The sequence below is a fragment of the Escherichia marmotae genome, from assembly GCF_002900365.1.
In the GTDB taxonomy this organism is placed as follows: Bacteria; Pseudomonadota; Gammaproteobacteria; order Enterobacterales; family Enterobacteriaceae; genus Escherichia; species Escherichia marmotae.
The window spans coordinates 256,526-276,914 of record NZ_CP025979.1 but is presented as its reverse complement, the minus strand read 5'-3'; the positions used below and the strand labels follow the sequence as shown (position 1 = coordinate 276,914).

Annotated in this window: 16 protein-coding genes; 8 read left to right on the top strand and 8 right to left on the bottom strand. The window is 52.8% G+C overall.

Annotation, left to right across the window (positions count from 1 at the left end):
- Positions 1 to 445: 445 nt before the first annotated feature.
- From C1192_RS01365 to C1192_RS01345, 5 genes are all read left to right on the top strand, one after another.
- The gene (locus C1192_RS01365; RefSeq protein ID WP_000107245.1) at positions 446 to 1,534 is read left to right on the top strand and encodes an ATP-binding protein; all 1,089 of its coding nucleotides are present in this window, start codon (positions 446 to 448) and stop codon (positions 1,532 to 1,534) included.
- 10 nt (positions 1,535 to 1,544) lie between these two features.
- A complete protein-coding gene (locus tag C1192_RS01360) occupies positions 1,545 to 3,824 on the top strand; it encodes a DUF5682 family protein (RefSeq protein WP_038355313.1) in 2,280 nt (759 codons plus the stop codon).
- Positions 3,817 to 4,953, top strand: coding sequence for a vWA domain-containing protein (locus C1192_RS01355; RefSeq protein ID WP_038355314.1), 1,137 nt, complete (start codon positions 3,817 to 3,819; stop codon positions 4,951 to 4,953). Before C1192_RS01360 ends, C1192_RS01355 begins: the two co-directional genes overlap by 8 nt.
- Complete coding sequence (gene yehQ, locus C1192_RS01350; RefSeq protein WP_103194763.1) at positions 4,950 to 6,968, top strand: zinc finger protein YehQ; 2,019 nt, start codon at positions 4,950 to 4,952, stop codon at positions 6,966 to 6,968. The genes C1192_RS01355 and yehQ overlap by 4 nt, the downstream gene beginning before the upstream one ends.
- 106 nt (positions 6,969 to 7,074) lie before the next feature.
- On the top strand, positions 7,075 to 7,536 hold the full coding sequence (locus C1192_RS01345) for a YehR family lipoprotein (protein WP_001516693.1): 462 nt from the start codon (positions 7,075 to 7,077) through the stop codon (positions 7,534 to 7,536).
- 41 nt (positions 7,537 to 7,577) lie between these two features.
- Here the strand turns inward: C1192_RS01345 and C1192_RS01340 are convergent, their stop codons facing one another.
- From C1192_RS01340 to btsS, 3 genes are read right to left on the bottom strand one after another with little or no spacing between them, the layout of a single operon-like run.
- Positions 7,578 to 8,048, bottom strand: coding sequence for a YehS family protein (locus C1192_RS01340; protein WP_001516694.1), 471 nt, complete (start codon positions 8,046 to 8,048; stop codon positions 7,578 to 7,580).
- Between the two features lie 46 nt (positions 8,049 to 8,094).
- Positions 8,095 to 8,814 carry a two-component system response regulator BtsR gene (gene btsR / locus C1192_RS01335; protein WP_001516696.1) on the bottom strand — a complete coding sequence of 240 codons (720 nt, stop codon included), beginning with the start codon at positions 8,812 to 8,814 and terminating at the stop codon, positions 8,095 to 8,097.
- On the bottom strand, positions 8,811 to 10,496 hold the full coding sequence (btsS, locus tag C1192_RS01330) for a two-component regulatory system sensor histidine kinase BtsS (protein ID WP_001516697.1): 1,686 nt from the start codon (positions 10,494 to 10,496) through the stop codon (positions 8,811 to 8,813). The genes btsR and btsS overlap by 4 nt, the downstream gene beginning before the upstream one ends.
- 225 nt (positions 10,497 to 10,721) lie before the next feature.
- Here btsS and mlrA point away from each other — a divergent pair, with 225 nt between their 5' ends.
- Together mlrA and C1192_RS01320 are read left to right on the top strand one after the other, a co-directional pair.
- Positions 10,722 to 11,453 (top strand): HTH-type transcriptional regulator MlrA, encoded by a 732-nt coding sequence (mlrA, locus tag C1192_RS01325; protein ID WP_038355316.1) that lies wholly within the window; start codon positions 10,722 to 10,724, stop codon positions 11,451 to 11,453.
- Between the two features lie 59 nt (positions 11,454 to 11,512).
- Complete coding sequence (locus tag C1192_RS01320; RefSeq protein WP_001216965.1) at positions 11,513 to 11,620, top strand: protein YohO; 108 nt, start codon at positions 11,513 to 11,515, stop codon at positions 11,618 to 11,620.
- Here the strand turns inward: C1192_RS01320 and C1192_RS01315 are convergent.
- The 5 genes from C1192_RS01315 to bglX all read right to left on the bottom strand — a co-directional run bounded on the left by C1192_RS01315 (position 11,601) and on the right by bglX (position 17,890).
- Positions 11,601 to 12,332: an ABC transporter permease gene (locus tag C1192_RS01315; RefSeq protein ID WP_001516698.1), complete on the bottom strand. Its 732-nt coding sequence runs from the start codon at positions 12,330 to 12,332 to the stop codon at positions 11,601 to 11,603. The two genes, C1192_RS01320 and C1192_RS01315, sit on opposite strands and share 20 nt — an antisense overlap.
- A 4-nt stretch (positions 12,333 to 12,336) precedes the next feature.
- Positions 12,337 to 13,263 (bottom strand): glycine betaine ABC transporter ATP binding protein YehX, encoded by a 927-nt coding sequence (yehX, locus tag C1192_RS01310; protein WP_038355317.1) that lies wholly within the window; start codon positions 13,261 to 13,263, stop codon positions 12,337 to 12,339.
- Positions 13,256 to 14,413 (bottom strand): ABC transporter permease, encoded by a 1,158-nt coding sequence (locus C1192_RS01305; protein WP_016248960.1) that lies wholly within the window; start codon positions 14,411 to 14,413, stop codon positions 13,256 to 13,258. Before C1192_RS01305 ends, yehX begins: the two co-directional genes overlap by 8 nt.
- Before the next feature lie 6 nt (positions 14,414 to 14,419).
- Positions 14,420 to 15,337 (bottom strand): glycine betaine ABC transporter substrate-binding protein OsmF, encoded by a 918-nt coding sequence (gene osmF / locus C1192_RS01300; protein ID WP_038355318.1) that lies wholly within the window; start codon positions 15,335 to 15,337, stop codon positions 14,420 to 14,422.
- Between the two features lie 255 nt (positions 15,338 to 15,592).
- The gene (bglX, locus tag C1192_RS01295; RefSeq protein WP_052463046.1) at positions 15,593 to 17,890 is read right to left on the bottom strand and encodes a beta-glucosidase BglX; all 2,298 of its coding nucleotides are present in this window, start codon (positions 17,888 to 17,890) and stop codon (positions 15,593 to 15,595) included.
- Between the two features lie 195 nt (positions 17,891 to 18,085).
- Here bglX and dld point away from each other — a divergent pair, with 195 nt between their 5' ends.
- Positions 18,086 to 19,801: a D-lactate dehydrogenase gene (gene dld, locus C1192_RS01290; protein WP_038355319.1), complete on the top strand. Its 1,716-nt coding sequence runs from the start codon at positions 18,086 to 18,088 to the stop codon at positions 19,799 to 19,801.
- Positions 19,802 to 20,389 lie beyond the last annotated feature (588 nt).

Genomic DNA, 20,389 nt, shown 5'->3' with positions numbered 1-20,389 from the left:
TGTGTCAGCGTGTCCATCCGCTCTCCTTATTAAGGAGCGCAACACCTTACCCTTACCCTTACACTGCCTGTCGATACTGGTTTACGTATGTTGGTACGAAACGTTGCTCTCCGGATCAGGGCACCGCCTGCGGCACCACCCGTTCGGCAGCCAGGACTTAAAATTGGTCCGATCCGGCACAACCTCCCAACGGGCAGGATTATAAATATCATTCACTGAATTGCAATGGAGTGTGATATGATTATAATTTATTCGTTGGTGCGAATATTGCATAATCAGTAACTTAGCGTCAAAGTAGTAAATAAAAGAACCTGCCTCACCAGCAGGTTCTTTTATTTACTGTGTTCTGCTTTCCTGATATTTTCCACTCAATCAATTAATGCATTAAACATTTATTGCGCGTAAAATACCGTTTATTTTATTAATACATTTCAGGGATGAATATATGTCAACGCAGAATAATCTTCTGCAGCGTCCGCCTGCTGCTGTGTTATACGCCGATGAACTGGCAAAATTAAAACAAAATGATAACGCACCTTGCCCGCCCGGTTGGCAGCTAAGTTTGCCTGCAGCGCGTGCTTTTATTCTTGGTGATGAGACGAAAAACATCAGCCGTAAAGTCGTAATAAGCCCTTCTGCTATTGAACGCATGTTAGTGACTCTCGCCACCGGGCGCGGTTTAATGCTGGTCGGGGAACCGGGTACGGCCAAATCTCTCCTTTCTGAATTGCTCGCAACGGCCATTAGCGGCGATGCCGGTTTAACCATTCAGGGCGGCGCATCAACCACCGAAGACCAAATCAAGTACGGCTGGAACTACGCTCTGCTTATCAACCACGGTCCGTCAACAGAAGCGCTTGTCCCGGCTCCGCTTTATCAAGGCATGCGCGATGGCAAAATCGTCCGTTTTGAAGAGATAACGCGTACACCGCTGGAAGTGCAGGACTGTCTGTTAGGCATGCTTTCTGATCGGGTGATGACGGTGCCGGAACTGGCCGGTGAAGAAAGCCAGCTTTATGCTCGCGAAGGCTTTAACATTATTGCCACCGCCAATACCCGCGATCGCGGCGTCAATGAAATGAGCGCCGCGCTCAAGCGTCGCTTCGATTTTGAAACCGTCTTTCCGATTATGGATTTCGCCCAGGAACTGGAACTGGTCGCCAGTGCGTCAGCGCGTTTACTGGCCCATAGTGGCATTCCGCATAGGGTGCCTGACGCAGTACTGGAGCTGCTGGTACGCACGTTCCGCGATCTGCGGGCCAACGGTGAGAAGAAAACGTCAATGGATACCCTGACGGCCATTATGTCCACCGCCGAAGCCGTTAACGTAGCGCACGCCGTGGGCGTCCGCGCCTGGTTTTTAGCAAATCGCGCGGGTGAACCTGCCGATCTGGTGGACTGTATTGCTGGCACCATCGTCAAAGACAACGAAGAAGATCGCGCTCGTCTGCGCCGTTACTTTGAACAGCGCGTTGCCACACACAAAGAAGCTCACTGGCAGGCTTATTACCAGGCTCGCCACCGCCTGCCGTGAGGAAAGATGCATGAGTGAGCCGTTAATTGTCGGCATCCGGCACCATAGTCCGGCCTGCGCCCGTCTGGTGAAATCGCTAATTGAAAGCAAGCAACCGCGATACGTGTTGATTGAAGGACCGGCCGATTTTAATGACCGGGTAGATGAACTGTTTTTAGTCCACCAGCTTCCGGTAGCCATATACAGTTATTGTCAGTATCAGGACGGTGTTGCCCCAGGGCGCGGTGCCTGGACCCCATTTGCCGAGTTTTCACCTGAGTGGCAGGCGCTACATGCTGCCCGCAGCATCCAGGCACAAACCTGGTTTATCGATTTACCTTGCTGGGCACAGAGTGAAGAAGATGAAGATGAACCTGTTGCGGCTAATGACCATCAGGCCTTACTGCTACTCGCTACCAGTATGGATAACAGCGATACCCTGTGGGATCACCTGTTCGAAGATGAAAGCCAGCAGTCCACACTTCAATCCGCTCTGGCGCAATACTTTGTGCAACTTCGTGGTAATGATGCGGGTGATTCGGTAAATCGCCAGCGCGAAGCCTTTATGGCCCGCTGGATTGCCTGGGCGATGCAGCAAAACAACGGCAATGTATTAGTCGTCTGCGGTGGCTGGCATGACCCTGCACTGGAAAAATTGTGGCGCAAATATTCTCAGGAAGAGAGAAAACCCAGGCTACCCTCATTACCGGATGCAGTGACCGGTTGTTATCTGACGCCATACAGTGAAAAGCGCCTTGATGTGCTGGCGGGATACCTTTCAGGAATGCCTGCTCCGGTCTGGCAAAACTGGTGCTGGAAATTTGGTTTGCAACGCGCAGGTGAGCTGTTACTTAAAACGATTCTTACCCGTTTGCGCCAGCACCACTTACCCGCATCTACCGCTGATATGGCTGCCGCGCATCTACATGCGATGGCACTGGCACAATTGCGCGGTCACAGATTGCCGCTACGCAGTGACTGGCTGGATGCATTAGCCGGATCGCTTATTAAAGAGGCATTAAACGCGCCGTTGCCGTGGAGCTATCGCGGGGTCATTCATCCCGATACCGATCCAATTCTGTTAACGTTGATAGACACATTAGCGGGTGCCAGATTCGGTAAACTAGCCCCCTCCACGCCACAACCGCCGCTGCCAAAAGATGTCACGTCTGAACTGGAACGTACCGAAATCACTCTTCCGTCCAACCTGGCGTTAAATCGCTTTACCCCCTGCGGGCTGGTACAAAGTCAGGTGTTGCATCGGCTGGCGATACTGGAGATCCCGGGGATAGTGCGCCAGCAGGGAAGTACACTGACGCTTGCGGGTAACGGTGAAGAACAATGGAAATTAACCCTGCCGCTTAGCCAACATGCGGCATTGATTGAGGCCGCCTGCTTTGGTGCCACACTCCTGGAAGCCGCACGCAATAAATTAGAAGCCGATATGCTGGACACAGGAGGAATCGGCAACATCACCACATGTCTTAGCCAGGCGGCGTTAGCTGGTCTGGAGTCCTTCAGTCAGCAATTACTGGATCAACTCACATTATTAATCGCCCAGGAAAATCAGTTTCCCGAAATGGGTCAGGCGCTGGAAGTGCTTTATGCCTTGTGGCGTCTGGATGAGACTGGCGGTATGCAAGGGGCGCTAATACTGCAAACCACACTGTGTGCGGCGATAGATCGAACGTTGTGGTTATGTGAATCCAACGGCAGGCCGGACGAAAAAGAATTTCACGCCCATTTGCATAGCTGGCAGGCGCTGTGCCATATCCTGCGCGATCTCCATTGTGGCATTCAACTGCCAGGTGTTTCGCTTTCCGCCGCCCTGGCCTTACTGGAGCGCCACAGTCAGGCGATTCATGCCCCGGCGCTGGATCGCGGCGCGGCTCTCGGTGCGCTGATGCGTCTGGAACATCCCAACGCCAGTGCCGAAAGCGCACTGGATATGCTGGCGCAATTATCCCCGACTGAGTCAGGCGAAGCCCTACATGGTTTGCTGGCGCTGGCTCGCCATCAACTGGCTTCTCAGCCTGCATTTATCGCCGGTTTCAGCACTCATTTGAATCAACTTAGCGACGCCGATTTTATTAACGCTCTGCCCGATTTACGTGCAGCGATGGCCTGGCTACCGCCTCGAGAACGCGGGGCGCTGGCGCATCAGGTGCTTGAGCATTACCAACTGCCGCAGCTCCCCGTCCCGGCACTGCAAATGCCGTTACATTGTCCACCGCAAACCATTGCTCATCATCAACAACTGGAACAGCAGGCACTGGCGTCACTGCAACACTGGGGAGTTTTCCATGTCTGAACTGAACGACCTTCTGACTACCCGTGAGCTACAGCGCTGGCGATTGATTCTTGGTGAAGCGGCTGAAACTACCCTTTGCGGTCTTGATGGCAACGCCCGACGGATAGACCACGCCCTGGAGTGGCTATACGGGCGCGATCCTGAGCGCATTCAACGCGGTGAACGGCACGGAGGGCTGGGCAGTTCAACTCTCACAACGCCCGAGTGGATCAATGATATTCACACGCTCTTCCCACAGCAGGTAATTGAGCGACTGGAAAGCGACGCCGTGCTGCGCTACGGCATAGAAGATGTGGTGACAAATATTGAAGTGCTGGAACGTATGCAACCTTCCGAAAGCCTGCTACGCGCCGTATTGCACACTAAACATCTGATGAATCCCGAGGTGCTGGCAGCCGCTCGCAAGATAGTGCACCAGGTTGTTGAAGAAATTATGGCGCGGCTGGCCAAAGAAGTTCGTCAGGCTTTTTCTGGTGTGCGTGACCGCCGTCGCCGCTCGCATATTCCCCTGGCGCGCAATTTCGATTTCAAAAGTACCCTGCGGGCCAACCTGCAGCACTGGGACCCCAAACTCGGCAAGTTGTATATCGAATCACCCCGCTTTAACAGTCGCATTAAGCGCCATAGTGAACAATGGCAACTGGTTTTACTGGTCGATCAAAGCGGATCGATGGTTGATTCAGTGATCCACTCAGCAGTGATGGCGGCCTGTTTATGGCAATTACCCGGCATTCGCACCCATCTGGTGGCATTTGATACCAGCGTCGTAGATCTCACTGCCGACGTTGCCGACCCGGTAGAGTTATTAATGAAAGTGCAACTGGGCGGTGGAACGCATATCGCCAGTGCAGTGGAGTACGCCCGTCAACTTATTGAACAACCAGGTAAAAGCGTGATTGTTCTGGTAAGCGATTTTTATGAAGGCGGAACATCGTCATCACTCATCCACCAGGTGAAGCAGTGTGTTCAAAGCGGCATCAAGGTGCTGGGGCTGGCGGCGCTCGACAGCACAGCAACCCCCTGTTATGACCGGGATATGGCCCAGGCATTGGTCAATGTCGGTGCACAAATAGCTGCCATGACGCCGGGTGAACTGGCTTCCTGGCTGGCGGAGAATCTTCAGTCATGAATTCACTACGCCCGGAATTATTAGAACTGACGCCACAGGCACTGACAGCGTTAAGTAATGCCGGTTTTGTTAAGCGCAGCCTTAAGGAACTGGAAAATGGCAATATCCCAGAAATTAGCCATGAGAGCGGCACACTGATCGCCACTTTCAGTGACGGTACACGCAGCCAACTGGCAAACGGTCAGGCTCTGAAAGAGGCCCAGTGTAGCTGCGGGGCCAGCGGCATGTGCCGCCATCGCGTGATGTTGGTGTTAAGTTATCAGCGACTTTGTGCTACCCCTCAGCCCACGGAAAAAGCAGAGGAATGGCCCCCGGCAATCTGGCTGGAAGAACTGACTACCCTGCCCACTGCCACGCACAAACGCGCACAATCCCTGGTCGCCAAAGGTATAACTATTGAACTGTTCTGCGCGCCAGGCGAAATTCCCTCTGCCCGCTTACCGATGAGCGATGTGCGTTTTTATTCCCGCAGCAGTATTCGTTTCGCCCGTTGTGATTGCATTGAAGGAACGCTGTGCGAACACGTGGTACTGGCAGTGCAGGCATTCGTCCAGGCCAAAGCACAGCAGGCAGAATTTTCTCATTTGCTCTGGCAGATGCGCAGCGAACAAATCGCATCAAATGACGATCCATTTGCCAGCGATGAGGGCAAAGCCTGTCGTAAATATGTCCAGCAATTAAGTTACGCGTTATGGCTGGGGGGGATCAGCCAGCCGTTAATTCATTACGAGGCAGCATTCAGCCGCGCCCGGCAAGCGGCAGAAGCCTGCAACTGGCGATGGGTAAGTGAATCGCTACGGCAACTGCGTGCCAGCGTTGATGCGTTCCACGCCCGCGCCAGCCACTATCACGCAGGAGAATGTTTGCGCCAGCTTGCAGCATTAAACAGTCGGTTAGCCAGTGCACAAGAGATGGTACGACGTGACTGTGTCGGTGAAGTACCGCCCATGCCGTGGCGCACGGTCGTTGGCGCAGGGATTGCCGGAGAAGCAAAACTGGATCATCTGCGGCTGGTGTCATTAGGTATGCGTAGCTGGCAAGACTTCCAACAGTATGGTTTACGGATCTGGTTCACCGACCCCGACACCGGTAGTATTTTACACCTTTCACGCAGTTGGCCGAGAAGTGAACAGGAAAACGCGCCTGCGGCAACGCGTCGGCTATTTACCTTTCAGGCAGGGGCGCTGGCGGGAGGGCAAATCGTCTCACAAGCAGCGAAACGCAGTGCCGAAGGTGAGCTGTTGTTAGGTACGCGCAACCGCTTAAGCAGCGTCGTTCCACTGTCTCCGGATGCGTGGCAAATGCTGAGTGCGCCGCTGCGCCAGCCGGGAATCGTAGCGTTACGGGAATACTTCCGCCAGCGCCCGCCAGTCTCCGTTCGCCCGCTTAATCAGGTGGATAATTTATTTATTCTGCCTGTGGCTGAGTGTATTTCACTTGGCTGGGACAGCAGCCGCCAGACACTGGATGCGCAGGTAATCAGTGGCGAAGGCGAAGATAATGTGCTGACGTTATCACTGCCAGCCTCTGCCAGCTCACCCTTTGCCGTTGAACGCATGGCGTCCCTGTTACGACAGCAAGATGATCCCGTGTGTCTGGTTTCTGGATTCGTCAGTTTTACCGAAGGACAGTTAACGCTGGAGCCACGGGTGATGATGACGCAATCTCGCGCCTGGGCGCTGGATGCAGAAACTGCGTCTGTGGCACCGCTACCTTCCGCCAGCGTTCTTCCTGTGCCGTCCACCGCTCATCAGTTGTTGATGCGCTGCCAGTCATTATTAATTCAGGTGCTACATAACGGCTGGCGCTATCAGGGGCAAGGTGTCATCAGTCAGGTCGGCTTGCTGGTAAATGAGTTGACCGGGGCGGGCTTTTACCGGCTGGCACATTTGTTGAATCAATTGCGTACTACAGAGGGAGAGGCTCTGGGTGAAACATTAAACAACTGCGTTTTACTCTGTGAACAGTTGTTACTGATGCTTGAGCAACAAGGGGGGAAAAATGCTTTTTATTAAGAGTTCTACTCCATTTCCGGACTGCTCAAGACGAGGTATAAAGAATATTCTATAGCGCCCTGGTGAGAGTCACCAGTTTTCTGATCTTGATAAAATGGAGTTTTACATGAAGGCTTTCAACAAGCTGTTTTCCCTCGTTGTTGCATCTGTTCTGGTTTTCTCTCTCGCTGGCTGTGGTGACAAAGAAGAATCAAAGAAATTTAGTGCCAATCTGAACGGTACTGAAATTGCCATTACCTATGTCTACAAAGGCGACAAGGTACTTAAGCAATCTTCAGAAACTAAAATTCAGTTCGCATCCATCGGTGCGGCTAACAAAGAAGATGCAGCTAAAACGCTTGAGCCGTTAAGCGCAAAATATAAAAACATTGCTGGCGTTGAAGAAAAATTAACTTTTACAGATACTTACGCACAGGAAAACGTAACTATCGATATGGAGAAAGTTGATTTTAAAGCCCTGCAGGGTATTTCTGGCATCAACATTTCTGCTGAAGATGCCAAAAAAGGCATCACTATGGCGCAAATGGAACTGGTGATGAAAGCCGCAGGCTTTAAAGAAGTGAAATAATCTGTCGGCGGCCATGTTCTTACATGGCCGCCATATCCGTCTTAGCTTTTCTTCACATGCTGGCGCGCTGCCAGCCCTCGCAGAAAATAACGCAAGAATTGATCACCGCATTCGCGGAAGTTTTTATGATCCGGTGCGCGCATCATTGCAGTAATTTCCGGCATGGAAACACGGAACTGCTGTTCGGTGAGGATCGCCAGAATGTCATCGGTTTTCAGCGAAAACGCGATGCGCAATTTTTTCAGCACAATGTTGTTATTAATACGACGTTCCGGCTCCAGTGCCGGTGCAGACTCATCCCTGCCGCGTTTTTCATAAATCAGGCCATTCAGGAATGAAGACAAAATAATGTCCGGGCAACGTTGAAATCCCTCTTCGTCTTCTTTACGCAGCCAGATAGCGATCTGATCGGCGGTAGCTTCAACATTGCTCAGCGCGAGAATACGCACCAGGTCGTTATTATTGGCTTTTAAAATGTAGCGCACGCTGCGCAGAATATCGTTACTTAGCATGAGGCCTTCAGGTGTTGATGAGGCAAAAAGCCATTTTAGCAGTCTTTTACAGGCCAATCGCCTCTTTTAAACTTTTCAGATAACGACGGCTGACCGGAACGGTTAAGCCATTACGCAAAATCAACTCCGCCTGGCCGTTATCCTCCAGACGAATCTCCTGCAAATGCGCGAGGTTAACCAGATACTGCCGATGACAACGCAGTAGCGGCGTACGACTCTCCAGAGTGCGTAAAGTCAGTTCAGTGAAGCCCTCTTTACCTTCGTGACTGGTGACGTAAACACCGCTCATCCGACTGCTGACAAATGCCACATCTTTCATTTGCAGCAAATAAATACGGCTGTGACCGGTACAAGGGATAAATTTCAGTCCTTGCTGATTCTCCGACAACAAGGAAACATCCTGCTTGCTGCGTTCCTGACGCAGGCGGGTCAGGGATTTCTCCAGCCGCGCTTCATCAATCGGCTTCAGTAGATAATCAAAAGCATGTTCTTCAAAGGCTTTAATGGCGTATTCATCAAACGCAGTCAGAAAAACGATATATGGACGATGTTCCGGGTCGAGCATCCCCACCATTTCCAGACCACTGATGCGCGGCATCTGGATATCGAGAAACAGCACATCCGGGCGCAGTTTATGCACCGCGCCAATCCCTTCCACGGCGTTTGAACACTCACCGACGATTTCAATATCGCTCTGCTCTTGCAAAAATACGCGCAGGTTTTCCCGTGCTAACGGTTCATCATCGACAATTAAGACTCTAATCATGCCTCATCCCTCCATGGCAGTCGTAACGTTATTCGGGTGTAACTATCAGGCTCACAGGCGACGCTGATCCCATAGTCATCGCCAAACCGTTCACGTAAACGCTTATCCACCAGATTCATCCCCAGCCCGCTGGCATTGGTTACCGGTTGATACAAACCGGCATTATCTTCGATCTCCAGCATTAAATGTTGCCCTTCACGGCGCGCGCTAATTGCCACTCTCCCGGTATCCAGTAGTTGCGATGTCCCATGTTTAATGGCGTTTTCGACTATCGGTTGTAGGGTAAACGCGGGCAACTGCTGCTGGGATAATTCCTCCGGAATAGAAATATTGACCTGCAAGCGCGACTGAAAACGCGCCTTTTCAATTTGCAGATAAGCGTTCACATGTTCAATCTCGTCAGCGAGAGTAACAAACTCCGAAGGCCGCTTTAAGTTTTTGCGGAAAAAAGTAGAAAGATACTGCACCAGTTGACTGGCCTGCTCACTGTCGCGGCGGATCACCGCTTTAATGGTATTAAGCGCATTGAACAGGAAATGGGGATTCACCTGGGCGTGTAACAGCTTGATTTCCGACTGCGTAAGCATCGCTTTTTGCCGCTCATACTGCCCGGCGAGGATCTGCGCCGAAAGGAGTTGTGCGATCCCCTCACCCAGCGTGCGGTTGATCGAACTGAACAGGCGGTTTTTCGCTTCATACAATTTGATGGTTCCCACCACCCGCTGATTTTCGCCACGCAATGGAATAACCAGCGTTGAACCTAACTTGCACTGCGGGTGCAGAGAACAACGGTAAGGCACTTCGTTGCCGTCGGCGTACACCACTTCGCCGGTTTCTATCGCTTTTAAGGTGTACGTAGAAGAGATTGGCTTACCGGGCAGATGGTGATCATCGCCAATTCCGGTAAACGCCAGCAGTTTCTCACGATCGGTAATCGCCACCGCCCCAATATCCAGCTCTTTATAGAGCACTTGCGCCACTTTCATGCTGTTCACTTCATTAAAGCCCTGGCGCAAAATCCCTTCTGTCGAGGCTGCCACTTTCAGCGCCGTGGCAGAAAAAGCCGAAGTGTATTTTTCAAACATCGCGCGCTTATCAAGCAAAATGCGCATAAACAGCGCCGCGCCCACGGTGTTGGTTACCATCATCGGCGCAGCGATATTACTCACCAGACGCACGGCGTCTTCATAAGGTCGGGCAATCGCCAGAATAATCAGCATCTGCACCATTTCCGCGACGAATGTAACAGCACCTGCGGTAATCGGATTAAAGACTTTATCGGTGCGCCCGCGACGGATCAGGATGCTGTGTACCAGCCCCCCGAGCAAACCTTCGACGATGGTCGAGATCATGCAACTCAGCGCGGTCATGCCTCCCATCGAGTAACGATGTAACCCGCCGGTCAGACCAACCAGCCCGCCCACCACCGGGCCGCCCAGTAAGCCGCCCATCACCGCGCCAATCGCCCGGGTGTTGGCAATAGAATCGTCAATGTGCAGCCCGAACCAGGTGCCCATGATGCAGAAGATGGAAAAGACGATATAGCAGAGAAATTTATGCGGCAGACGAACCGTGACCTGCATTAATGGTATGAATAATGGCGTTTTACTCATTAACCACGCGATAACCAGAAAAACGCACATCTGCTGAAGCAGCAGCAACACCAGATTAAAATCGTACATACCCGCAAACCACAGATCCCTTAAACATGCGTAACATACATTGCCTGCGTTTAACTTTCTTTGAACTCTTGCAGAAAAATGAGAATTCGTGATTACGATCACTCAAAACAATCTGGCAAAAACAAAATCACCCTGAAGATGAACAAAAAACGGGCAAAACTACCTGGTTCGCAAAACTACGTCTAAAGTTAAACCGGGACCTCGCGAGCAAGGGTGGTAGGATGGATGGCGCTTTACACAATTGGTGAAGTGGCGTTGCTTTGTGATATCAATCCTGTCACGTTACGCGCGTGGCAGAGACGTTACGGATTGCTGAAACCACAGCGGACCGACGGCGGTCATCGCCTGTTCAACGATGCGGATATCGACCGGATCCGGGAGATCAAACGCTGGATCGACAACGGCGTGCAGGTGAGCAAAGTCAAAATGCTACTCAGTAATGAAAATGTTGATGTGCAGAACGGCTGGCGCGATCAGCAAGAAACTCTGCTTAATTACCTGCAAAGCGGCAATCTGCAAAGTCTGCGAATGTGGATCAAAGAGCGCGGTCAGGATTATCCCGCTCAGACCCTCACCACACATCTGTTTATTCCTCTGCGCCGACGGCTTCAGTGTCAGCAGCCAACCCTCCAGACGTTGCTGGCGATCCTTGATGGCGTGTTGATCAACTACATCGCCATTTGTCTGGCCTCGGCACGTAAAAAACAGGGCAAAGATGCGCTGGTCGTCGGCTGGAATATTCAGGACACCACCCGCCTGTGGCTGGAAGGCTGGATCGCCAGCCAACAGGGATGGCGTATTGATGTTCTCGCTCACTCGCTCAATCAGCTACGCCCGGAACTGTTCGGAGGCCGAACATTATTGGTATGGTGCGGTGACAACCAGTCTCCCGCCCAGCAGCAGCAACTTACCCACTGGCAAGAGCAAGGACATGATATTTTCCCGCTTGGCATTTAATGATTCGTTAACAAATGCGCTTTACTGTACAATCCTTTCGTTAACATAAGGAGTGCATTATGCGCATAGCTAAAATTGGGGTTATCACCCTGTTCCTGTTGATGGCGTTAGGCGGTATCGGTGGCGTCATGCTCGCAGGTTATACCTTTATTTTGCGTGCTGGCTAAGTCGCTGCACCAGCCGTTCAAACAGGCGGTCTACGATGATCGCCGCCAGTGCCACCAGCAACGCCCCCTGAATGACATAAGCGGTATTAAATCCGCTAAGTCCGATGATGATCGGCGTTCCCAGCGTGCTGGCCCCGACCGTTGAGGCGATGGTCGCCGTGCCAATGTTGATAATCACCGAAGTCCGCACGCCAGCCAGAATCACTGGTGCGGCCAACGGTAACTCCACTTTACGCAATCGCTGACTCCGGCTCATTCCCATACCTTTGGCAACGTCTGTCACGCTATCATCAATCGCTCCCAGTCCTGCAAGTGTCGCCTGTAAGATGGGCAATACACCATAAAGGATCAGCGCAATAATCGCTGGCTGCAGACCAAACCCCATCACCGGAACGGCAATCGCCAGTACCGCTACGGGTGGAAAAGTCTGCCCAACGGCGGCTATGTTTTCCACCATCGGGCGAAACTCCGCGCCCCACGCGCGAGTGACCGCAATTCCTGCACCGACGCCAATAGCCACGGCAAACAAACTTGAGATCCCCACCAGCCAGAAATGGGCCAGCGCCAGGGAAGCAAAACTTTCTTGCTGATAAACAGGCCGCGGCAGTTGTGGGAATAAGGCACCGAACAGCGGCTGGCTGTATGGCAGCCAGAAAATCAGCGCCACAAACAGGGCAATCAACCAGAAAAGCGGATCGCGCACTATTTTCATGCGATTACGCCTCCATCAGCAGATCCTGAAAATGCAGTGTGCCGCAAGATTGGCCTTGAGCGTTAACCACCGGCAGCACTTCACAGCCACGGGCGACAAACAATGAGAGTGCATCACGTAGCGTCATCTCTTCTGCCAGCGCCTCACCTTCAGCACGTTCGTTGCGGCGCACATAATCGGTCACACTGCGTAACGATAACAGGCGCACGCCCAGCTCGCTGTGACCAAAAAACTGGCGCACAAAATCATTCGCCGGACGGGTAAGCATCGCCAGCGGATTGCCCTGCTGCACCACTTCACCATGATCCATCAGCACCAGATGTTCCGCCAGGCGCAGCGCCTCATCGATATCGTGAGTCACCAGCACAATGGTGCGCCCCAGCAAACGGTGAATGCGCGTCATCTCTTGTTGCAACGCGCCGCGCGTTACCGGATCCAGTGCGCCAAACGGTTCATCCATCAGCAAGACTTGTGGATCGGCAGCCAGTGCACGGGCAACCCCCACGCGCTGCTGCTGACCGCCGGAAAGCTGATGCGGATAACGCTCGCGTAAATTTGCCTCCAGCCCCAGTAGCGCCATTAATTCGTCGATACGATCGTCAATTCGCGCCCGCGACCATTTTTGTAATTGCGGTACGGTGGCGATATTTTGCGCCACGCTCCAGTGGGGAAATAAACCTATCGACTGAATGGCGTAGCCCATTCGGCGGCGCAGCTCCAGCACTGGCAGCGAACGAATCTCTTCTCCGGCAAAACGGATCACGCCACTGTCGTGCTCCACCAGGCGGTTGATCATCTTCAGAGTGGTTGATTTACCGGAGCCTGACGTGCCAATCAGCACCGAAAAGCTCCCCTCCTGAAAATTGAGATTGAGATCGTTAACGGCCTTTTGCGTGCCGAACTGTTTGCTGACATGGCTAAATTCAATCATGACTTTTCACCTTCAGCAGTGCGATAACCAAATCGAACAGCGCGTCGATCAGCACCGCCAGTACAATCACCGGGATCACCCCCAGCAACACTAAATCAATGGCACTGCTTAACAGTCCCTGAAAAACCAGCGCACCAAAACCGCCCGCGCCAATTAACGCCGCAATCACCGCCATACCGACGGTCTGCACCATTACCACCCGCAGACTGCGCAGAAATACCGGCAGCGCCAGAGGTAACTGGACATGAAGGAATCGCTGCCCCCCGCTCATGCCCATTGCTCTGGCGCTTTCCAGCACATCGCGCGGGATCTGGTTCAAGCCCACTACCACGCCGCGCACCAGCGGCAACAAGGCATAGAGCACCAGGGCAATCAATGCTGGCGTCATGCCTGTTCCTGCTATGCCGAGCGTCCCCAGCCACGGAAAGGTAGCGGCCAGCCCGGCAAGCGGTGCGATCAACAAACCAAACAGCGCCACCGAAGGCACGGTCTGAATGACATTGAGTAAAGAAAAAATCGCCCCCTGCCGCGCGGTGGAAAAGTAGCACCAGACGCCCAATGGTACGCCGATAACCAGCGCAGGCAGTACCGAACCAAACAGCAGTGCCAGATGTTGAGCCAGTGCATCATCGAATACATCCTGACGGTTGGCATACTCTTTCATTAACGAAAGATCGTTAAGCGTGCCAGAGAACAGTAACCACAACGGAATAATGGCGATCTGAATATGCAGCAACCAGCGCCATAGCGGATGCGTGGAAATTCGCCGGATAGCATCGCTACAGGCCAGCAGCGCCAACGCCGCAGCCAGCCAGAAGCCACTGCCGAGGCTGGTACGCGCCAGGGCGCTACCACTTTGCGCCAGTTGCGTCGCGGCTTTTCCTGCCCCCCATACCAGCAAAATAAACACCAGTTGCGCGAGGAGAAAAGCAAAAATGCTGCCTTTTCTTCCGGGAACGAAACAAGCAGTCAGCCATGCGCAACCAACGCCCACCAGCATCCAGATGGTTTGCGGCCACAACTGCCAGAGTTGTCGACCTTCACCAGAAACTAATCGGTTAGGTGCGTAACTGATAAACGGCAACGCCGCTGCTATTGCCATCAGTAACAGCAGCAACGCCAGAACAGAGTTAATACGAAGATGCGCCACGGGAAATTACTTCGTCCACCCTTTTTGTTTCAGGTAGTCGGCAGCCACTTTTTTCGCGTCCAGCCCTTCTACAGCAATACCGGCATTCAATTGCTGCAACGTCTTTTCATCGAGGCTGGCGAAGACAGGCTGTAGCCACTGCGTCATTTGCGGATACTCTTTCAACACCGACGCACGCACCACTGGCGCAGGCGCGTAAATTGGCTGGACACCTTTCGGATCGCTTAATGTTTGTAGCCCCAGCGCTGCTACCGGGCCGTCAGTACCGTAGGCCATCGCCGCATTAACGCCGGACGTTTGCTGGGCTGCGGCTTTAATCGTCACTGCCGTGTCGCCACCTGCCAGTGACAGCAACTGCTCCTGATCGAGTTTAAATTCATAGGCTTTTTCAAAAGCGGGCAACGCATCGGCGCGTTCAATAAACTCTGCCGAGGCCGCCAGTTTAAAGGTGCCACCGTCTTTCAGATAACGACTGAGATCGGCAAGCGAAGTGAGTTTGTTTTTTTCTGCCATATCCTGACGCACGGCGATGGTCCAGGTGTTATTCGCAGGTGCGGGCGTCAGCCAGATTAACTGGTTTTGCTCTGCATCGAGTTTTTTGACCTTCTCGTAGCCTTGTTGCGCGTTTTTCCATGCCGCATCGTTTTCATCTTTAAAGAAGAAAGCACCATTGCCGGTGTATTCCGGGTAAATATCCAGTTCGCCCGAAGTAATCGCCCCGCGCACCACTGGCGTGGTGCCAAGCTGGACTTTATTTACCGTGGGAACGCCGTGGTTTTCCAGCACCTGCAAAATGATGTTGCCGAGCAGTGCGCCTTCGGTATCGATTTTCGAACCGACTTTAACGGGGGAAGCCGCCTGTAGCGGCAGGCTCACGGCGGCTATCAAAACCAGTGAACCGGCCTGGAGCTTTGAGAGTGGCATGATGCTTTCCTCATTCTTTTACTGTTGTTTTCAGAGAATTAAGAAAAAAGGATAGTTGATAATGACGGGATTAGCCTGACAGGACGAATTCAGTGGCAGAATCAGATAAATACTGAAGAGGGAAATACTGCCCGCGTTTTTTTGCCGGATGCGGCGCGAGCGCCTTATCCAGTCTACGGGGTGTTTGCAACCTGTAGGCCTGATAAGCGCAGCGCATCAGGCAAAGGGCGCAAACGTCGCGCCCTTCATAAAGAGTTACAGCAACTCAAACTCGCCTTTCTTAACGCGTGCGGAATCAGTGCCGATAAAGACGTTGAACTTGCCGGGTTCGGCGTCATATTTCATCTGCTGATTCCAGAACTTCAACGCCTCAATATCGATCGGGAAGCTGACGGTTTGGGTTTCACCCGGTTTCAGGGTGATTTTCTCAAAGCCTTTCAGTTGTTTCACCGGACGGCTCATGGAAGCCGTCACATCCTGCAAGTACATCTGGACAACCGTCGCCCCTTCGCGTTTGCCGGTATTTGTCACCTGCACGCTGGCGGTCACTTTGCCGTCACGCTTCATGGTCGGCGCAGAAAGTTTCACATCAGAGACGGTGAAAGTAGTATAGCTCAGACCATAACCGAACGGATAAAGCGCCCCGTTTGCTTCATCGAAATAACGTGAAGTGTATTTGTTTGGCTTGTCGGCGTTATACGGACGCCCCGTGTTCAGATGGCTGTAATAAACCGGGATCTGCCCGACAGAACGCGGGAAGGACATCGGCAGCTTGCCAGACGGGTTGTAATCGCCAAACAGCACATCGGCAATCGCATTCCCGCCTTCAGTACCGGCAAACCAGGTTTCCAGAATCGCGTCGGCTTGCTGATCTTCTTTCACCAGCGCCAGCGGGCGACCGTTCATTAACACCAGCACCAGCGGTTTACCAGTGGCTTTCAGGGCAGCAATCAAATCGCGCTGGCTTTGCGGGATGGTGATATCGGTACGGCTGGAGGCTTCGTGCGCCATCCCCTGAGCTTCACCGACCACAGCCACCACCACATCAGCTTGTTTCGCGGTCTGCACCGCTTCATCAATCATCTCTTGCGGCGAGCGCGGATCGACTTTTACCGCTTCTTCATACTGATTCAGGAAGTCTATAATGCCTTTATCACTGGTAACGTTCGCCCCTTTGGCGTACAGCACTTTACCGTTTTCACCAACGGCATTTTTAATCCCGGTTAGCACAGTCACGGATTGATCGACGACACCTGCTGCCGACCAGCTTCCCATTACGTCACGTTTGCTGTCTGCCAGTGGGCTAACCACCGCAATGGTTGCCGATTTTTTCAGCGGTAACGTTTCGAGACGGTTTTTCAGCAACACCAGGCTTTCGCGCGCCACTTCACGTGCTTCTTTGCGGTGCAAACGGCTTTCGGCATTGGTATCCGCCGGGTCAGACTCTTTCGGCCCAAGATGGCTGTACGGATCGTTAAACAACCCCATATCGTATTTAACGTTCAACACGTGACGAGTGGCGTCATCCAGTTCTTCCATCGTCACTTTGCCGGATTTGATCAAACCAGGCAGATACTTCGAGTAATACTCGTCACTCATGCTCATATTGATACCGGACTTAAGCGCCACCCGCACCGCATCTTCCGGGTCTGCCGCCGTGCCGTGTTTGATCAGCTCTTTGATTGCACCATGATCGGAAACCGTGATGCCTTTAAAACCCCACTGATCGCGCAGAACATCTTTCAGCAACCAGGAATCGGAAGTTGCCGGTGTACCATTGAGCGAGTTCAGCGCCACCATCACCGCGCCGCTGCCTGCATCCAGCCCCGCTTTGTACGGCGGCATATAATCATTAAACAGACGCTGCGGACTCATATCGACGGTGTTGTACTCTTTACCGCCTTCTACCGCACCGTAAGCAGCGAAGTGTTTAACGCTGGTCATCACCGAGTAGCGATCTGCCGGACTTTTGCCCTGCATCGCTTCAACCATAGTTTTACCCATAATTGAGGTGAGATACGTATCTTCGCCAAAACCTTCGGAAGCTCGTCCCCAGCGCGGATCGCGCGAGACGTCGACCATCGGCGCCCAGGTCATGTTCAGGCCATCGTCTGCCGCTTCATAAGCTGAAACGCGCCCCACGGTTTTCACTGCATCGAGGTTAAAAGAGGACGCCAGACCAAGGCTAATCGGGAAAACGGTACGCTGACCGTGCAGCACGTCGTAGGCAAAGAAGAGAGGAATTTTCAGGCGGCTTAGTTCCATCACCTGATCCTGCATGGCGCGGATATCCTGGCGAGTCACGGTGTTAAAAATCGCCCCCACCTGCCCATCTTTGATCATCTCGCGGATCGCCTCTTTCGGGTTATCCGGGCCAACGCTGATTAAACGAAGCTGACCAATTTTCTCATCAACCGTCATTTTCTTGAGCAGATCGGTGACGAATGCATCCCGCGCTTCGGGCGTTAATGGATGGTTGCCGAACAAATCATCCGCCAGTGCTGGTTGTAGGGCCAGACTCACCGCGATACCTACTGAACATAGCCATTTCATATGGATTTTTCTTCCTCTGTTGCCCGACGTGGCAGCGAAAATGGTGCAAAAACCGTAGTTTGCCATAAGCATGATGGAGAGAGAAAAAGAATGCTCTGTTTATTGTCTGAATTTTCAAAATATTCACTCGCTGAATTGTCGTGCAAGGCGCTATTCTAGTTTGTGATGTTTTTTCGCCACCACAAGGAGTGGAAAATGTCTTCCATGACAACAACTGATAATAAAGCCTTTTTGAATGAACTTGCCCGCCTGGTGGGTCATTCACACCTGCTCACCGATCCCGCAAAAACGGCCCGCTATCGCAAGGGCTTCCGCTCCGGTCAGGGCGACGCGCTGGCCGTTGTTTTCCCAGGCTCGCTACTGGAGTTGTGGCGGGTACTGAAAGCCTGCGTCACCGCTGACAAAATTATTCTGATGCAAGCCGCCAATACCGGCCTGACCGAAGGCTCCACGCCAAACGGTAACGATTATGATCGCGATATCGTTATCATCAGCACCCTGCGACTCGACAAACTGCACGTTCTCGGCAAGGGTGAGCAAGTGCTGGCATATCCTGGCACCACGCTTTATTCGCTGGAAAAAGCCCTGAAACCATTGGGGCGCGAACCGCACTCGGTGATTGGTTCATCCTGCATTGGCGCATCAGTCATCGGGGGGATCTGTAACAACTCCGGCGGCTCGCTGGTACAGCGTGGTCCGGCGTATACCGAAATGTCGTTGTTCGCGCGCATTGATGAAAACGGCAAACTGACGCTGGTCAACCATCTGGGGATTGATCTGGGCGAAACGCCGGAGCAGATCCTCAGCAAACTGGATGACGATCGCATCAAAGATGACGATGTACGCCACGATGGCCGCCACGCCCACGATTATGATTATGTTCACCGCGTGCGTGACATCGAAGCCGACACCCCCGCACGTTATAACGCTGACCCGGATCGACTGTTTGAAGCCTCCGGCTGCGCCGGTAAGCTGGCGGTATTCGCGGTACGTCTCGACACTTTCGCAGCAGAGAAAAATCAGCAGGTGTTTTATATCGGCACCAATCAGCCGGAAGTCCTGACTGAAATCCGCCGCCATATTCTGGCCAATTTTGAAAATCTGCCGGTTGCCGGGGAATACATGCACCGGGATATCTACGATATCGCGGAAAAATACGGCAAAGACACCTTCCTGATGATCGATAAACTTGGCACCGACAAGATGCCACTCTTCTTTAATATCAAAGGGCGTACCGATGCGATGCTGGAAAAAGTAAAATTCTTCCGCCCGCATTTTACCGACCGTGCGATGCAGAAATTCGGCCATCTGTTCCCCAGCCATTTGCCCCCGCGTATGAAAAGCTGGCGCGATAAATATGAACATCATCTGCTGTTAAAAATGGCGGGCGATGGCATTGGCGAAGCCAAATCCTGGCTGGTGGATTATTTCAAACAGGCGGAAGGTGATTTCTTTGTCTGTACGCCGGAGGAAGGCAGCAAAGCATTTTTGCACCGTTTCGCAGCAGCAGGTGCGGCAATTCGTTATCAGGCGGTGCATTCTGATGAAGTCGAAGACATTCTGGCACTGGATATCGCTCTGCGTCGTAATGACACCGAGTGGTATGAGCATTTGCCGCCGGAGATCGATAGCCAGTTAGTGCATAAACTCTATTACGGCCATTTTATGTGTTACGTCTTCCACCAGGATTACATCGTTAAAAAAGGTGTGGATGTGCATACGTTGAAGGAGCAGATGCTGGAACTATTGCAGCAGCGCGGCGCACAATATCCCGCCGAACATAACGTTGGTCATTTGTATAAGGCACCGGAGACGCTGCAGAAGTTTTATCGCGAGAACGATCCGACCAACAGTATGAACCCGGGGATCGGTAAAACCAGCAAGCGAAAAAACTGGCAGGAAGTAGAGTAAATACGGCTGGATGCCTGATGCAGATGTAGGCCAGATAAGATGCACAGGCATCGCATCAGGCACGGGCACCTAATGCCGGATGCGCCGTGAACGCCTTATCCGGCCTACGGACGCGTCACGTTTGTAGGCCTGATAAGATGCGCAGGCATCGCATCAGGTACGGGCACCTAATGCCGGATGCGCCGTGAACGCCTTATCCTGCCTACGGACGCGTCACGTTTGTAGGCCAGATAAGATGCGCAGGCATCGCATCAGGTACGGGCACCTAATGCCGGATGCGCCGTGAACGCCTTATCCGGCCTACGGACGCGTCACGTTTGTAGGCCTGATAAGATGCGCAGGCATCGCATCAGGTACGGGCACCTAATGCCGGATGCGCCGTGAACGCCTTATCCTGCCTACGGACGCGTCACGTTTGTAGGCCAGATAAGATGCGCAGGCATCGCATCAGGTACGGGCACCTAATGCCGGATGCGCCGTGAACGCCTTATCCGGCCTACGGACGCGTCACGTTTGTAGGCCTGATAAGATGCACAGGCATCGCATCAGGTACGGGCACCTAATACCGGATGCGCCGTGAACGCCTTA

What these genes read in the sequence shown, in the direction of transcription:
- C1192_RS01365 (WP_000107245.1), top strand. Translation starts at nt 446, where the DNA reads ATGTCAACGCAGAATAATCTTCTGCAGCGTCCGCCTGCTGCTGTGTTA.
- C1192_RS01360 (WP_038355313.1), top strand. Translation starts at nt 1,545, where the DNA reads ATGAGTGAGCCGTTAATTGTCGGCATCCGGCACCATAGTCCGGCCTGC.
- C1192_RS01355 (WP_038355314.1), top strand. Translation starts at nt 3,817, where the DNA reads ATGTCTGAACTGAACGACCTTCTGACTACCCGTGAGCTACAGCGCTGG.
- yehQ (WP_103194763.1), top strand. Translation starts at nt 4,950, where the DNA reads ATGAATTCACTACGCCCGGAATTATTAGAACTGACGCCACAGGCACTG.
- C1192_RS01345 (WP_001516693.1), top strand. Translation starts at nt 7,075, where the DNA reads ATGAAGGCTTTCAACAAGCTGTTTTCCCTCGTTGTTGCATCTGTTCTG.
- C1192_RS01340 (WP_001516694.1), bottom strand. Translation starts at nt 8,048, where the DNA reads ATGCTAAGTAACGATATTCTGCGCAGCGTGCGCTACATTTTAAAAGCC.
- btsR (WP_001516696.1), bottom strand. Translation starts at nt 8,814, where the DNA reads ATGATTAGAGTCTTAATTGTCGATGATGAACCGTTAGCACGGGAAAAC.
- btsS (WP_001516697.1), bottom strand. Translation starts at nt 10,496, where the DNA reads ATGTACGATTTTAATCTGGTGTTGCTGCTGCTTCAGCAGATGTGCGTT.
- mlrA (WP_038355316.1), top strand. Translation starts at nt 10,722, where the DNA reads ATGGCGCTTTACACAATTGGTGAAGTGGCGTTGCTTTGTGATATCAAT.
- C1192_RS01320 (WP_001216965.1), top strand. Translation starts at nt 11,513, where the DNA reads ATGCGCATAGCTAAAATTGGGGTTATCACCCTGTTCCTGTTGATGGCG.
- C1192_RS01315 (WP_001516698.1), bottom strand. Translation starts at nt 12,332, where the DNA reads ATGAAAATAGTGCGCGATCCGCTTTTCTGGTTGATTGCCCTGTTTGTG.
- yehX (WP_038355317.1), bottom strand. Translation starts at nt 13,263, where the DNA reads ATGATTGAATTTAGCCATGTCAGCAAACAGTTCGGCACGCAAAAGGCC.
- osmF (WP_038355318.1), bottom strand. Translation starts at nt 15,337, where the DNA reads ATGCCACTCTCAAAGCTCCAGGCCGGTTCACTGGTTTTGATAGCCGCC.
- bglX (WP_052463046.1), bottom strand. Translation starts at nt 17,890, where the DNA reads ATGAAATGGCTATGTTCAGTAGGTATCGCGGTGAGTCTGGCCCTACAA.
- dld (WP_038355319.1), top strand. Translation starts at nt 18,086, where the DNA reads ATGTCTTCCATGACAACAACTGATAATAAAGCCTTTTTGAATGAACTT.